Here is a 12985-nt window from a genome sequence, read left to right as displayed (position 1 = left end):
CAGTTGACACCCTATCCGTATGAGGGCACGGAAAGAGCGCCACTCGTCACGGTCGAATGGCGGAGCGTCGCCGGACGGTGATCCGGGGCACTGGCCGTACGATGCTACCGAGGCCCCCGACAAGGGCCGGCACCAACTGGAGGTTCGAGTCCGTGCGCCCGCGTCAGCTCTCCCGGCGAGCCCTGCTGGCGGGCGGGGCGGCCGCTCTGACCGCCTGCAGCGCGTCGGACCCGCCGCAGCCGTCCGCCCCGGCTCCCGACTCCCCGGAAACCGTCCTGCTGAAGGATCTCATCGCCGAGAAGGAACGTACGGTCGCGCTCTATTCGTCCCTGATCTCGGGCGGGGCCGGCAAGCTCGTGCCGTTCCGGGATCGGCACCAGGCCCATCTGAACGAGCTGCGCAAGCACGTGAAGGCCGGCACGGCGCCGCCGTCACCGTCCGCCGGCGCCACGGCGACCGCCAAGGCTTCGCTGGCGCGGCTGCGCACCCTGGAGCGCAAGGCCGCCGCCGAGCGGACGCGCCAGCTCGACGGCGTCTCGCCCGGGGTGGCCCAGCTCATCGCCAGCATCGGCGCCTGCGAGGCCGCCCACGCCGTCGCCCTGCCGAGGTCGCTGTGAACACCGTCCCAGCCGCCGTCCCGCCGAGGTCGTTGTGAACGCCGTCCGAGCCGTCGCCCTGCCGAGGTCGCTGTGAGTGTTGTGAGGACCGCCCGCGACAGGACCGCCGGGACCCCCGGCGACGTCGAGAAGCTGCGCAAGGCGCTGGCGGCGGAGCACGCCGCGCTGTTCGCGTACGGGCTGCTCGGGGCGCGGACGTCGGGATCGCTGCGCGACAAGGTCAGCGCGGCCTTCGACGCGCACCGGGCCAGGCGCGACCAGCTGCGCGCGTACATCACGACGCGCGGCGGCAAGCCGGCCGAGCCGGACGCCTCCTACATGCTGCCGTTCTTCCCCTCCGACGCCACGCTGGCCGCCAAGCTGGCCGTGCACCTGGAGACCGGCGTCACGGCCGCCTACCTGGAGCTGGCCGCCGCCGAGGAGGCGGCGCTGCGCCGCTACGCCGCGCTGGCCATGCAGGAGGCGGTGGCCCGCTCCTACTCCTTCCGGCCCGCCCAGCCGGCCGCCTTCCCCGGCATGCCGGTGGCGGCGGCCCCGTCGGTCTCGCCCTCAGCGGTACAGGGCGGAGGGTAGGTCGGGCCCGAGGCGCCCGACGTGCCCGAAGCGCCTGACGTGCCCGGCACCCGAGGCAGGGGTCTCGTCACCGTCACCCAGGGGTCGGGGCCGGCCCTCCCGGTCGCCTGACACCGCGCGCCACGCACGGCGCCCGGAGGGCCGTACGTGGCGCTGACGATGGGGAGAAGCAGGGTCAGCCGTTGACGGCCGCCAGGATGCGCTCGGCGGCCTCGGCGAGAGGGATCTCCGACTTCTCGCCGGACACCCGGTCCCGCAGCTCCACCACGCCCTGCGACAGCCCGCGCCCGACGACCACGATCGTCGGCAGGCCCAGCAGCTCCGCGTCCTTGAACTTCACGCCGGGCGAGACCTGCGGCCGGTCGTCCACCAGGACCCGCAGCCCGCGCGACTCCAGCTCCGCCCCGAGCTGCAGGGCGGCCTCCACCTGGTTCTCCTTGCCCGTGCCGACGATGTGCACGTCGGCGGGCGCGACCTCGCGCGGCCACACCAGCCCGAGCTCGTCGTAGGCCTGCTCGGCGATGACCGCGACCGCGCGGGAGACGCCGATGCCGTAGGAGCCCATGGTGATGCGGATGGGCTTGCCGTCGGGGCCGAGGGCGTCGAGGCCGGCGGCGTCGGCGTATTTGCGGCCGAGCTGGAAGATGTGGCCGATCTCGATGCCCCGGTCGATGGACAGCGCGGAGCCGCAGCGGGGGCAGGGGTCGCCGGCGCGCACCTCGGCGGCCTCGATCGTGCCGTCGGGGGTGAAGTCGCGGCCCGCGACCACGTTGGCGGCGTGCTTGCCGGCCTCGTTGGCGCCGGTCACCCACGACGTGCCCGTGACGACCCGGGGGTCCACGAGGTAGCGGATGCCGAGCTCGCGCAGGATCTGCGGGCCGATGTAGCCGCGTACGAGGCCGGGGTGCTTGGCGAAGTCGGCGGCCTCGAAGATGGCGGGCTCGCCGGGTGACAGCGCCGCCTCCAGGCGCTTGAAGTCGACCTCGCGGTCGCCGGGCACGCCGATGACCAGCGTCTCGGTCTTGTCGGAGCCGGGCGTGGCGACCTTGACGACGACGTTCTTGAGCGTGTCGGCGGCGGTGACGGACAGCCCGTGGTGCTCGTTGACGTAGGACACCAGCGTCTCGATGGTCGGGGTGTCGGGGGTGTCCATGACCCGCAGCGGCTCGGCGTCGTCCACGGGACGGGCGGCGGGCGCGGTGGTGACGACGGCCTCGGCGTTGGCGGCGTAGCCGCACGAGCGGCAGGCCACGAACGTGTCCTCGCCGGTGGGAGTGGGCGCCAGGAACTCCTCGGAGGCCGAGCCGCCCATCGCGCCGGACTGGGCGAAGACGATCTTGTATTCGATGCCGAGGCGGTCGAAGGTCCTGATGTACGTCTCGCGGTGCTGCTCGTAGGAGCGCTTGAGCCCGTCGTCGTCGAGGTCGAAGGAGTAGGAGTCCTTCATCAGGAACTCGCGGCCGCGCAGGATGCCGGCCCGGGGCCGCGCCTCGTCACGATATTTCGTCTGAATCTGGTAAAGGGTGACCGGATAGTCCTTGTAGGAGGCGTATTCGCCCTTGACCATGTCGGTGAAGAGCTCCTCGTGCGTGGGGCCGAGGAGGTAGTCGGCGCCCTTGCGGTCCTGGAGCCGGAACAGCGTGTCGCCGTATTCGGTCCAGCGGCCGGTCGCCTCGTAGTATTCGCGGGGCAGCAGGGCGGGGAAGAGCACTTCCTGGCCGCCCATGCGGTTCATCTCCTCGCGGACGATCCGGGCGACGTTTTCCAGCACCATCTTGCCGAGGGGCAGCCAGGAGTAGATGCCGGGGGCCACGCGGCGGACGTAGCCCGCGCGGACCAGGAGCTTGTGGCTCGGGACTTCCGCGTCTGCCGGGTCGTCCCGCAGGGTGCGAAGAAACAACGACGACATGCGCAGCAACACGGCCACTCCTTGTTCGAACCTGGATGTGAAGGACTACAGGCTATCGAGTCGGAGGAGCGCCGCGCTCGTGCTTATCAGGCACGATCAGGTGCGACCGGCGCGGGATCAGACGGCCAGCGGGATCCACCCGGACACGAAGGCGGCCAGGCCGGCCGTGAACAGGCCCGCCAGCACGGCCGACATCACCAGCGCGCGCACCCGCCCACGGGCGTTCCTGCGCAGCACGAGGACCAGCCCGATGGCCAGCAGGCCGACGGCCAGCGCGGGCACCGGCCAGAACGACCGGTCGCTGTCGATGAACCCCGGCGTCGCCCGGTCGACCACGTCGGCGATCAGCGCCGCGCCGACCGCGCCCGCCGCCACGTCGCCCCAGCGGTCTTCCCTGCGGGTGGTGTACGCGAGCAGGCCCAGGCCGACGAGCAGGACGATGGTCCAGTTGAGCCCGGCGGCGCTGCCGCCGACGATGTCGAAGGCGTCGTGGCCGCTCAGCGCGCCCGCTCCCATGGCCGCCACCAGCGTGGACACCGCCGCCAGGAACGTCGTCACGAGCGCCCACCCGAACCCCGACGCGCTGGCGCCCACCACCAGCGAAAGGGCGAGATAGGCGTAGGGGTCGTAGAACTGGCCGATCCATCCGGGGCCGTTCCCGGCGATGAACATGCCGAGCAGGCCGACGGCCAGTCCTCCTGCGAAGGCCGCCAGCAAGTGGTGTTCGATGGCGCGCTGCCGCCGGTCGTACTCGGCGAAGTCGGCGTAGTCAATGGTGGTGTTGTTCATCTCTATTCCCTGGTCAACCCCTCCCCCGGAGATGCCTGGGGATGACCACATCCAGATTATGTATTCATCCAAAAAAGGCAAATTTCGGTCATCCGCTAGCCAAAACAAGCAGCCGCTTGGTTAGCTGGACGGGTGGCACTTGCCGATGACCTCCGCGCCGTCGTCCGCGACTACCTCGCCGCCCGCCCAGGCGCGTCCTGGCGGGAGTTCGCGCGGGACGTGGGGATCGCGGGGCTGCTCGTCCCGGAGGAGTACGGGGGCGCGGGCTGCGGCCCGGCCGAGATGGCCGCCGTGGCCGAGGAGCTGGGGCGGGTCCTGTCGCCGCACCCGTTCCTGCAGTCGGCGGTGATGGCCGTCGAGGCGGCTCGGTGCTGCGGGGCGGAGCAGGTGCTCGCGGCGCTGGCCGGAGGCACGGCGAGCGCGACCGTGGTGCTGCCGGGGGACGGCGACCTCTCTCTGGAGGGGGATCGTCTCACGGGGGTCGTGCCGTACGCGCTGGAGGGGGAGCTGGTGCTCCTCTACACCGGCGGGCTGCTGGTGGAGGCGGTGCCGTCCGGGCGGGAGCCGTACCGGACGATGGACGAGAGCCGGCCGCTGCAGCGGCTCACCTTCCGCGACACCCCGGTACGGCGGCTGGGCGACGGGGGGTCGTGGGCCCGCGTCCGCGACCTCGGGATCGCCGCGCTGGCCGCCGAGCAGGTGGGCGGGGCGCAGCGGTGCCTGGAGATGGCGGTCGAGCACGCGGGGCGGCGGCACCAGTTCGGGCGGCCGATCGGGTCGTTCCAGGCGATCAAGCACAAGCTGGCCGACCTGCTCCTCCTCGTGGAGTCCGCCAGGTCGGCGGCCGGGGCGGCGGCCGGTGACGGGGTTTCGGCCGCCGTCGCGGGGTCGTACTGCACGGAGGCGTACCTGGTGGCGGCGGGGGAGAACATCCAGGTGCACGGGGGGATCGGCATCACGTGGGAGCATCCCGCGCACCGCTACCTCAAGCGGGCCACCTCCGACGCGCAGCTCTTCTGCCCGCCCCAGGCCCACCGCGCCCGCCTCGCCGATCACGTCTTCGGGACGAGCTGAGGGCCGGGCGGGGACGGGCGGAGTCAGCCGCCGAGGAGCTCTTCCCAGGGGTGGCGGGCGTTGGTGCGGCGGGTGGTGTCGAGGGCCTCGGCCAGGCGCCAGAAGCCGGGCCGGGCGCGTACGGTGGCGCGCCCCATCGGGTCGATAGCGCGCAGCTCGAACAGGACGCCCATCACGTCGAGCACGGCCGAGCCGTCGCCGCCCGGCCCCGCCCGAGTGACGAGCGAGCCGTCGAGGCCGGGGTCGCGCACCTGCTCGACGAGCAGGGAGGCCACCTCCGAGGCGTACGGCCCGTCGCGCCACTCGATGTGCCAGCTGTGGTCGGACCCGCGCCACCAGGTCAGGTCGCGGCACGACTCGATGAAGTCGGCCTCGGTCGCGAGCGCGGCCATCACCCTGCCGAACGCCTCATATCTGCGGGCGCTGGTGAGCGAGAGATCGTTGCCTTGGTCCGGGAACGTGCCGCCCTTCGGCCGCCGCAGCGCGTGCTTTCGCTTCACGAGCATCCACTCTGATCGCCGCCGCGCCCTTCCCGCAAGTCTTTGCCGCTGATACGCTCTACCAAGCGAGCGCTTGGTTTCCTACTTCGCCGGAGGCGCGATGACGTCCCTACGGATCAGCCTGGGGTATGAGCTGGAGGTCCGCGGTCGCACTCGCGCCGTCGAGCAGCAGGCGTTCCAGAACGTGATCGACCAGGTCGTGCTGGGCGACCGGCTGGGCTTCGAGGCCGCCTGGTTCGTGGAGCACCACTTCACCAGGGGCTTCTCCCACTCCTCCGCTCCCGACCTGGTCCTGGCCGCCATCTCGCAGCGCACCGAGCGCATCCATCTGGGGCTCGGGGTGGTGCTGCTGCCCTTCCAGTCGCCCATCCGCACGGCCGAGCGCGTCGCCACGCTGGACGTGCTGAGCGGCGGCCGGGTGGAGTTCGGCACGGGGCGGGGGGCCTCACCCCTGGAGTACCAGGCGTTCCAGCGGCCGTTCGAGAAGTCGCGGCAGATCTGGGAGGACTCGCTGGAGGCCACGCTGGCCATCTGGCGGGCCGACGGGGAGCCGGTCAGCCGGTCGAACGAGTTCTTCGAGATCCCCGACGTTGCCGTCTACCCGCGCCCGGTCCAGCAGCCCCATCCTCCGGTGTGGGTGGCCTCGACCTCGCTGGACGGCTATCTGGCGGCCGCCCGGCACGGGTACAACCTGCTCGGCATGACGATGCTGAAGGGCATCGACGACGTTGCCGCCGACATCGCGAAATATCGAGAGTGTCTGGCCGAGCATGGCTTCGACCCGGCCGAACGCCGCGTCGCCCTCATGATCCCCTGGTTCGTCGCCCCCACCCGCGACGAGGCCACCGCCACGGCCGCCGACCCCGTCCTGTGGTACATCCGCCGCCAGGTCAACCTCGTCACCCCGCCCGACTACTACGACGCCCGCCACGCCACCCACCGGGTGCTGGGGCAGCTCGCGGCCGGGATGCCGCCGGAGGAGTCCATGGCCACGCTGCGCGAGCACCTGATGGTGGTCGTGGACGACGTGGCGGGCTCGCGCAAGGCCCTGGCCAGGATCGCCGACGCCGGCGCCACGGATCTGATCATCCAGGCGCAGGTGGGCGGGCTGGCGCACGAGCGGGTGTGCGACGCGATGAAGCTCTTCATGACCGAGGTCGTGCGGTGATGGCGGGAGTCGCCAGGCGGTCCGGTCGGTGCACGGTTCTGGACGAGGTGGTGGTCTGATGGCGCGCTGGCTGACTCGGGACGATCTCGGGGGTGCCGCGGGCTCCGCCGCCGGGCTGCTGCTCGTCTCCCCCGACGTGTCGAGCGTCTTCCCGCTGTCACCTGACGACCGGGCGGCCGCGACCGGGCTGACCGGGGCGGCGCTGCGCGAGGCGGGGGTCGGTACGGACGACCGGGTCGTGGTGGCCCTGGCCGAGCCGGCCGGCGCCCTGTGGGCCGCGGCGGCGGCGGACGTGGCCGGGGCGGCCGCCTGCGTGGGCCCGCGCGGCCGGATGCGCCTGCACCACGCGCTGTCCGCGCTGAAGGCCACCACGCTGGTCGCCACCCCGACGGGCGCGATGGACTTCCTGGCCCGCCTGCACCTGGAGTTCCTGCTGGACCCGCTGGACCTCGGGCTCAGGAACATCGTCCTGACCGGCGAGATCGCCTCCAGGCGGACGCTGGGGCACCTGGCGGGCGAGTTCGGGGCCCGGGTCACGGAGGTGCTGGCCAGCCCGTTCGGCGGGGGCGCCCTGGCGTGGCGCACGGCGGAGGAGGAGCCGCTGAAGCCGCTCGTGGACGGCGTCCTGGGGCTGGCGGCGCTGGCCGAGGACGGCACGGCGGACCCGGCGGCCGGGCTCGCCGAGCTGGTCATCACCCCGTACGGGCACTCGACGCTCGGCGACGCGGTGCTCAGGACCGGGCTGGTGGCCAGGACGGCCGGCCCCGACATCCCGGCGCCCGCCCACACCGTCGGCGAGCACGTGCTGGTCAGGGGCGTGTGGCTGGCGCTGCCGCGCATCGGGAAGGCGCTGTCGAAGATCGACGGCGTGGCGGGGTGGGAGCTGGCCGTCAGCCGGCAGGGGACGCTGGACACGGCGGCGCTCACGGTGACGTTCGGCAGGGAGAGCCTGGTCGGCAACCCCATGTGGAAGGCGCGGATCGAGCAGGCCATACGCGCGCTGACCCCCGTCTCGATCAACGTGGAGATCGCCCAGAAGGTCTCCGAGACCCCTTCGCCCGGCACCGTGAACGACCTGCGCGGCCACCACCTCGGAAGGGACCGGGCGCTCATCACCTAGACCACCAGGGGGCAGCCCATGGGATCCATGCCGGACTGGGGGACGCTCCCCCGCATGCTGCGCGACCAGGCCGAACGGTATCCCGACGCCACGGTGGTCGCCGACGCCTCGGGCGCGCGCCTGAGCCTGTCGCAGCTGCGGGACGCGGCGTCCGGGATCGCCCGCGGCCTCATGGCGCTCGGCGTCGCCCCGGGCGACCGGGTGGCCATGTGGGGGGTGAACTCGGCGTACTGGGTGGCGCACGCGTTCGGGATCTGGGACGCGGGCGCGGTGATCGTGCCGCTGTCGTCGCGGTTCAAGGGCATCGAGGCCGCCCAGCTCATCCGGAAGACCGGCGCGGAGGTGCTGATCACCGGCGCGGGCCCGTCGGACGCCCCGCTGGCGGGCCTGCTGCCGCCGCTGCCCGGCCTGCGTCACGTCGTCGTGCCCGAGGACTCCGGGTTACCCGGCCTCGGCGCGCTGGTCTCCCGCAAGGAGGCCGAGGAGCGGGCGCTCGCCGTCCGCCCCGGGGATCTGTGCGAGATCATGTCCACCTCGGGCACCACCGGCGCGCCCAAGGGCGTCATGATCGACCACTCCCAGGTCCTGCGCGGCTACTGGGACTGGTCGGAGATCGTCACGCTGGACGAGCACGACCGCTACCCGGTGATCGCCCCGTTCAGCCACGGGTTCGGGCTGAACGCCGGGCTCGTCGCGTGCGTGCTGCGCCGGGCCACGATGTTGCCGATCCCGATCTTCGCGCCGGACGCCCTGATGTCGCTGATCTCCTCGGAGCGGATCACGGTGCTGGCCGGGCCGCCCACGCTGTTCCACCGCATCCTGGACGAGCTGGACCGGGGCTCCTCGGACGTGTCGTCGCTGCGGGTGGCCATCTGCGGGGCGGCGGCCGTGCCGGGCAGCCTGATCGAACGGCTGGTCGAGCGGGTGGGGCTGGAGCGCATGATCAACGCGTACGGGCTGATGGAGGGCACGGTCGTCTCCATGACCAGGGCGGGTGACCCCGTCGAGGTGATCGCCCGCACCACCGGCAGGCCCGTGCCCGGCATCGAGGTGCGGGTCGTGGACGACGACGGGAAGGAGGTCGCGCCCGGCGAGCGCGGCGAGATCCTGCAGCGCGGCTACGGCGTGATGCGCGGCTACTGGGACGAGCCCGCCAGGACGGCCGAGGTGATCGACGCCGACGGCTGGCTGCACACGGGCGACGTCGGCGTGCTGGACGAGGCCGGCAACCTCGCCATCGTGGACCGCAAGAAGGAGCTGTACATCGTCAACGGGTTCAACGTCTCCCCCGCCGAGGTCGAGTCGCTGCTGCTGCGCGAGGGATCGCTGGCGCAGGCCGCGGTCGTGGGCGTGCCGGATCCGGCGTCGGGCGAGGCCGGGCTGGCCTACGTCGTCCCGCGCCCGGGCGTCACGGCCGACCCCGGGGCCCTGCTCACGTGGGCGCGGGCCAACATGTCCAACTACAAGGTGCCCAAGCGGATCGTCGTGCTGGACGCCCTCCCGACGAACGTCAACGGAAAGGTGGACAAGCAGGCGTTGCGCCGGGCTCCGGGGACGGCTCAAGGCGAGTAGCGTGGAAGTGCGCCCTTCGCCCCAGGAGCTGCCATGTTGCGCCTGCTGGCTGGTGAGGCCGCACGTAGGTTCGGGGAGCGCGCGGCCGTGGTCACCGGCTCCACACAGCTGTCCTTCGCCGACCTGGACCGGCTCTCCGATCAGGTCGCCGCCGGGCTGGCCCATCGCGGGATCCGCGTCGGCGACGTCGTGGTCCTCGCCCTGCCCGACGGGCCCGAGTTCGTGATCTGCTACGTGGCGGGCGCCAAGATCGGCGCGGTCACCGCGGGCGTCGGGATCGAGCGCGCCGAGCTGCTGACCATGCTGGATCCCGCCCTGGTCATCACCGCTCCCCGCGTGCCGCCGCCGCCGGCCGGGCTCGACGTGGTGACGCTGCCCGCCGATCCGGGCGGGCGCGGGCGGGGTTACGACCCCGTACGGCTCGGCGGCCTGCGCCGGGCCGAGCCGCCACCGCCGCCGTTCCCGCCGGACCCGGCGCGGCCGGTCGTCATCACGTTCACCTCGGGCACGACGGGGCCGCCCAAGGGCGTCGTGTTCGGCAACCGCCAGCTGGAGGCGATCCGGGCCCACGGTGCCGGCGTCCGGTGGGGTACGGGGGACGCGCGGCTGGTGCCGTACCCGCTGGGCCGGCTGGGGTTCGCCACCCGGCTGCCGGTGTTCCTGCAGACCGGCAGGACCTGCCACGTCGTGCCCGAATGGAGCCCCGACGCCGCCCTGCGGGAGATGCGCGGCCACGGGATCCGGGTGCTGCAGGGCAGCCCGTACCAGCTGGCCGAGGTCCTGGCCTGCGGCGGGGACCTGCCGGCCCTGGCGCTCATCCTGTCCAGCGGCGCCCCCGCCGGTCCGGAGCTGATCAGGGCGTTGCGCCTCAGGTACGGCGTGCCCGTCTGCAACCGCTACATCTGCACCGAAGCCGGGCTGGGGCTCGGCACCCGGCCCGACGACCCCCCGGAGGACGCGGAGGTGACTGTGGGCAGGCCGCGCGGTGGTGTCGACGTGTCCATCAGGGACAGGGAGGGCCGCGTCCTGCCCGTGGAGGAGCGGGGCGAGGTGCTGCTCCGCTCGGAAGCGGTGATGAGCGGCTACGTTGGCAGGAGCCCCGATCACGCGGTATTCGCCAGGGACGGGTTCATCCGCACCGGCGACCGGGGATACATCGATCACACTGGCCGGTTGCATCTGGTGGGACGCGTGCCCTGTGTAACACAATCACCGGCATAGGGAGGCAGCGTGACGTTGCACGTGGCGGTCATCGGTTCGGGCCCTGCCGGGATCTATACGGCCGAGGCACTGGTCAAGCAGTCGGCCGAGCCTGTCGAGGTCGACGTTCTCGAACGCCTGCCCACCCCGTACGGACTCGTCAGATACGGCGTGGCGCCCGACCACACCTCCATCAAGTCGATCGCGAACTACCTGCGCAGGGTGCTGGAGCTGCCCCAGGTGCGCTTCCTCGGCGGCGTCACGCTCGGGTCGCACCTGTCGGTCCAGGACCTGCTCGGCGTCTACGACGCGGTGGTCTACTGCACGGGCGCGATGGTCGACAGGAAGCTCGGCATCCCCGGCGAGGACCTGCCCGGCAGCGTGGCGGCGACCGACTTCGTCAACTGGTACTGCGGGCATCCCGACGTCGATCCCGACCGGTTCACGCTCGACAGCTCCGAGGTCGCGGTGATCGGGGTCGGGAACGTGGCCGTGGACGTCGTGCGCGTGCTGGCCAAGACCTCCGAGGAGCTGCGCGCCACGGACGTGCCGCACGAGGTGCTCGAACGCCTCGGCGAGAGCGAGGTGAAGGCCATCCACATGGTCGGCCGCCGCGGGCCCGAGCACGCCAAGTTCACCCTGAAGGAGCTGCGCGAGCTGGGCGACCTGGCCAACGCCGACGTCTGCGTGCGGCCCGAGGAGGCCGTCGTCGCCACCGGCGTCGACTTCCCGCGCCAGGTCCAGGGCAACATCAAGGTCCTGCAGGCGTGGGCCGCCCGCGAGCCGGTGGGCCGCCCGCGCCGTCTCGACGTGCGCTTCTGGATGCGGCCCGTGGAGATCCTCGGCACCGAGCGGGTCGAGGGGCTCAAGCTCGAGCGCACCCGGCTGTCGGAGGAGGGGCGCGTGGTCGGGACGGGCGAGTTCGAGACGCTGCCCGTGGGCATGGTGCTGCGCTCGGTGGGCTACCAGAGCGTGCCGCTGCCCGGGGTGCCGTTCTCGGAGGAGACCATGACCGTGCCGAACGAGGCCGGTCGGGTGCGCGATCGCGAATACGTGGCAGGCTGGCTCAAACGCGGGCCGACCGGGGTGATCGGCACCAACAAGTCCTGCGCGGCCGACACGGTCCGCACGCTGCTGGCCGACCTGGAGGGCGGGGAGCGGGTGCCCGGCGGAGGCATCGACGCGCTGCTGGCCTCCCGTGAGGTGACGCCGGTGACGTACGAGGAGTGGCTGGGCATCGAGGCGGCGGAGGGCGAGCTCGCCCGCACGCTGGGCCGGGGCGAACGCGTCAAGCTCGTCGGTCTGGAGGCCATGCTCCGTGCCTGCCGTCCCTGAGGGCTTCGCGGAGGCGTACCGGCTGCAGCAGGCCCGCTACCCCGCGGCCGAGCCCGGCCCGCAGCCCGTCCACACCGTCTACGTCCCCGCCGACCGCTTCTCCGCGCGCACGGTCGCCGAATGGGGCGACCAGGCGCTGTCCCTGGTCAAGGCGCACCTGCCGAGCCCCGGCGAGCTGGCCGAGGTCTTCGGCGTGCCCGGGGCCCTGGGCGCGGCCGTGCACGAGAGGGTGGTGCGCAAGCTCTCCACCGAGCCCGTCGAGGACCTGCGCGTCGACTTCGAGGACGGCTACGGCGTGCGGCCGGGACCGGTCGAGGACGAGCACGTGGAGCGGGCCGTCGAGGCGATCGCCTCGATGCACGCGGCCGGGACGCTGCCGCGGCGGTGGGGCCCCAGGGTGAAGTCGTTCGCCGACGGGGACCCGGAGCGGTCGGTGCGGACGCTGGAGGGGTTCGTCACCGGGGTGGCGGCGCGGGCCGGGGAACTGCCCGCCGGGTTCACGGTGACCTTTCCCAAGGTGTTGATGGAGGCGTACCTCGGGCAGTTCGCGGCCGTGCTGGAGCGGCTGGAGGCGGGGCTCGGGACGCGGCTGCGCTTCGAGATGCAGGTGGAGGCGCCGCAGACGCTGCCGTTCCTGCGCGGTGACCTGAACGAGTCGCTGGGCGGGCGGCTGGCGGCGGCGCACTTCGGGGTCTTCGACTACACCGCCGCGATCGGGCTGCCGCCGCACGAGCAGCGGCTCGACCATCCCGCCTGCGACCACGCGCGGCACGTGATGCAGACGGCGCTCGCGGGGACGGGGGTGGAGCTGTCGGACGGGTCGCTGGCGGCCTCGCCCGCCTCCGACCGTACGACGGACGTGCACGCGTTGTGGCGGCGGCACGCCGAGCTGGTCAGGCACTCGCTGGGGCACGGCTTCCACCAGGGCTGGGACATGCACCCGTCGCACCTGGTGAGCCGGTTCGCCACCGTCTACGCCTTCCACCTGGCCCGCTACGACTCCTACCGGGAGCGGGTGCGGGCCTGGGAGGAGCGGCGCTCGGCCGGGGACGGGGTCATGGACGAGCCCGCCACGATCCGCACGCTGGCCGCCGCCCTGCGCCGCGCGGACGCGGCCCTGCCCTGACC

General features: G+C 72.8%; 12 protein-coding genes. 9 read left to right on the top strand and 3 right to left on the bottom strand.

The annotated features are described in order from the left end of the window. Positions 1-152: 152 nt before the first annotated feature. Positions 153-617: a hypothetical protein gene (locus tag ACBJ59_RS42705; protein WP_375115810.1), complete on the top strand. Its 465-nt coding sequence runs from the start codon at positions 153-155 to the stop codon at positions 615-617. Between the two features lie 72 nt (positions 618-689). Then, a complete protein-coding gene (locus tag ACBJ59_RS42700; RefSeq protein WP_375115809.1) occupies positions 690-1190 on the top strand; it encodes a ferritin-like domain-containing protein in 501 nt (166 codons plus the stop codon). Between the two features lie 175 nt (positions 1191-1365). On the opposite strand, the gene ACBJ59_RS42695 is transcribed toward ACBJ59_RS42700, so the two are convergent. Beyond that, a complete protein-coding gene (locus ACBJ59_RS42695) occupies positions 1366-3111 on the bottom strand; it encodes a proline--tRNA ligase (RefSeq protein ID WP_375115808.1) in 1746 nt (581 codons plus the stop codon). A gap of 105 nt (positions 3112-3216) precedes the next feature. Then, positions 3217-3888, bottom strand: coding sequence for a hypothetical protein (locus ACBJ59_RS42690; RefSeq protein WP_375115807.1), 672 nt, complete (start codon positions 3886-3888; stop codon positions 3217-3219). A 132-nt stretch (positions 3889-4020) separates the two neighbouring features. On the opposite strand from ACBJ59_RS42690, the gene ACBJ59_RS42685 reads away from it, so the two are divergent. Beyond that, positions 4021-4962, top strand: a complete 942-nt coding sequence (locus ACBJ59_RS42685; RefSeq protein ID WP_375115806.1) for an acyl-CoA dehydrogenase family protein — start codon at positions 4021-4023, stop codon at positions 4960-4962. 23 nt (positions 4963-4985) lie between these two features. Here ACBJ59_RS42685 and ACBJ59_RS42680 read toward each other — a convergent pair whose 3' ends face one another. Next, positions 4986-5468: a hypothetical protein gene (locus ACBJ59_RS42680; protein WP_375115805.1), complete on the bottom strand. Its 483-nt coding sequence runs from the start codon at positions 5466-5468 to the stop codon at positions 4986-4988. Between the two features lie 94 nt (positions 5469-5562). Here ACBJ59_RS42680 and ACBJ59_RS42675 point away from each other — a divergent pair, with 94 nt between their 5' ends. From ACBJ59_RS42675 to ACBJ59_RS42650, 6 genes are read left to right on the top strand one after another with little or no spacing between them, the layout of a single operon-like run. Continuing rightward, positions 5563-6630 (top strand): LLM class flavin-dependent oxidoreductase, encoded by a 1068-nt coding sequence (locus ACBJ59_RS42675; RefSeq protein WP_364130382.1) that lies wholly within the window; start codon positions 5563-5565, stop codon positions 6628-6630. 58 nt (positions 6631-6688) lie between these two features. Further along, positions 6689-7750, top strand: coding sequence for a hypothetical protein (locus ACBJ59_RS42670; protein ID WP_375115804.1), 1062 nt, complete (start codon positions 6689-6691; stop codon positions 7748-7750). A gap of 18 nt (positions 7751-7768) precedes the next feature. Then, positions 7769-9322 (top strand): AMP-binding protein, encoded by a 1554-nt coding sequence (locus tag ACBJ59_RS42665; RefSeq protein WP_375115803.1) that lies wholly within the window; start codon positions 7769-7771, stop codon positions 9320-9322. 33 nt (positions 9323-9355) lie between these two features. Continuing rightward, positions 9356-10543, top strand: a complete 1188-nt coding sequence (locus tag ACBJ59_RS42660; RefSeq protein ID WP_375115802.1) for a class I adenylate-forming enzyme family protein — start codon at positions 9356-9358, stop codon at positions 10541-10543. A 9-nt stretch (positions 10544-10552) separates the two neighbouring features. Next, positions 10553-11857, top strand: coding sequence for an FAD-dependent oxidoreductase (locus ACBJ59_RS42655; protein ID WP_375115801.1), 1305 nt, complete (start codon positions 10553-10555; stop codon positions 11855-11857). Further along, positions 11841-12983 carry an aldolase gene (locus ACBJ59_RS42650; RefSeq protein ID WP_375115800.1) on the top strand — a complete coding sequence of 381 codons (1143 nt, stop codon included), beginning with the start codon at positions 11841-11843 and terminating at the stop codon, positions 12981-12983. Before ACBJ59_RS42655 ends, ACBJ59_RS42650 begins: the two co-directional genes overlap by 17 nt. The last annotated feature ends 2 nt before the right edge of the window (positions 12984-12985 follow it).

Origin of the sequence: Nonomuraea sp. MTCD27 (assembly GCF_041950495.1) — a bacterium.
GTDB lineage: Bacteria > Actinomycetota > Actinomycetes > Streptosporangiales > Streptosporangiaceae > Nonomuraea.
The sequence above is the reverse complement of the archived record's forward strand: the minus strand, read 5'-3'. Positions and strand labels throughout refer to the sequence as shown.

Excerpts from the sequence above, each read along its gene's own strand:
- ACBJ59_RS42665 (WP_375115803.1), top strand. The coding sequence starts at position 7,769 with ATGGGATCCATGCCGGACTGGGGGACGCTCCCCCGCATGCTGCGCGAC.
- ACBJ59_RS42675 (WP_364130382.1), top strand. The coding sequence starts at position 5,563 with ATGACGTCCCTACGGATCAGCCTGGGGTATGAGCTGGAGGTCCGCGGT.
- ACBJ59_RS42670 (WP_375115804.1), top strand. The coding sequence starts at position 6,689 with ATGGCGCGCTGGCTGACTCGGGACGATCTCGGGGGTGCCGCGGGCTCC.
- ACBJ59_RS42680 (WP_375115805.1), bottom strand. The coding sequence starts at position 5,468 with ATGCTCGTGAAGCGAAAGCACGCGCTGCGGCGGCCGAAGGGCGGCACG.
- ACBJ59_RS42690 (WP_375115807.1), bottom strand. The coding sequence starts at position 3,888 with ATGAACAACACCACCATTGACTACGCCGACTTCGCCGAGTACGACCGG.
- ACBJ59_RS42660 (WP_375115802.1), top strand. The coding sequence starts at position 9,356 with ATGTTGCGCCTGCTGGCTGGTGAGGCCGCACGTAGGTTCGGGGAGCGC.